Below are 1,009 nucleotides of genomic sequence, written 5' to 3' on the forward strand. Positions count from 1 at the left end.
TAAAGAAACAGAAATTCAATATAAGGATATATCAGGAAGTCAAAGCGACGAAAGTACACAAGGTGAAGAAGCACAAAGAGAAGACGTTTCAGCTAATCCAAATGACAATGATAGTGATATAGAAGAAAAGAGTGAAGAAACGGAAGCTAAAAAGGGGTTTTGGAGTCGTCTATTTGGTAACTAATTTTAATTAAAAAGGTACGACAAGTTCATAAATTAGCCGTGCTTTTTTATGTGAATTGAACTTCTGATAATCATCGATTATATTAACCAAACAAAAAGCCATAAATGCCTATATGACGGCATTTATGGCTTTTTACTTTCATTATCTTTTATGCATCTTTTATACATCGTTGATTTGACGCGTTTTCATTCTTTTGCATTGGCAAGTATTTTGTATCTTTATTCAGTTACTATTTCTTTTCTCCAACCTAACAAACCATCTTTAACTCTAATAATATGTTTGCCACGCCAGGCACTTCTTACTTCGAAATAATACCATTCCCCGTTTTTGTTGAGGAAATAAATATCTTGATAACCTTCTTTAATGACATATTTTGTAGCTTCTTGTCTTTGATCGCCAAACATTATCAATCCCACCCTTATATTTATTTATCTTTAATATATAACAACATTTATTAATATTCATGTTATTTCATGGAAGGAGAGATTTGTTATAATGTGAAGGTCGTCTATCTCTCAGATGTCAATTCGGCGTAGAGAGGAGGTGCGATTTATGAATGAAATTCTTGTTCACATCATGACAACGGCAATCAGTGGTTGTCTCGTTACGTTATTTGGTTATTAGCTCCATAAACGTGATAAAAAATAATATGGACGATTAAAGCCAATTCACCAAAAAACCCCGAACTACGGCGAATAGTTCGGGGTTTGGTGCGTTTACAAACGAAATTCTTGTTACTTTTAGTATATATTTCATATTGCCTTTTGTAAACTCTTCTATTCTTATCAATACATTTCAAGGTGTCGTAAAAATACTTTCCTTTTT

General features: G+C 32.5%; 3 protein-coding genes. 2 read left to right on the forward strand and 1 reads right to left on the reverse strand.

Going from position 1 to position 1,009, the window contains the following annotated elements:
• A partial coding sequence (locus tag GE300_RS23475) for a hypothetical protein (RefSeq protein ID WP_456064542.1) occupies positions 1-184 on the forward strand: 184 nt, incomplete at its 5' end.
• Between the two features lie 218 nt (positions 185-402).
• Here GE300_RS23475 and GE300_RS22055 read toward each other — a convergent pair.
• Complete coding sequence (locus tag GE300_RS22055; protein ID WP_000466617.1) at positions 403-588, reverse strand: hypothetical protein; 186 nt, start codon at positions 586-588, stop codon at positions 403-405.
• 148 nt (positions 589-736) lie between these two features.
• On the opposite strand from GE300_RS22055, the gene GE300_RS22060 reads away from it, so the two are divergent.
• Positions 737-808 (forward strand): type I toxin-antitoxin system Fst family toxin, encoded by a 72-nt coding sequence (locus GE300_RS22060; RefSeq protein ID WP_106873653.1) that lies wholly within the window; start codon positions 737-739, stop codon positions 806-808.
• The last annotated feature ends 201 nt before the right edge of the window (positions 809-1,009 follow it).

It is taken from the genome of Halovulum marinum, assembly GCF_009697225.1.
GTDB lineage: Bacteria > Pseudomonadota > Alphaproteobacteria > Rhodobacterales > Rhodobacteraceae > Halovulum > Halovulum marinum.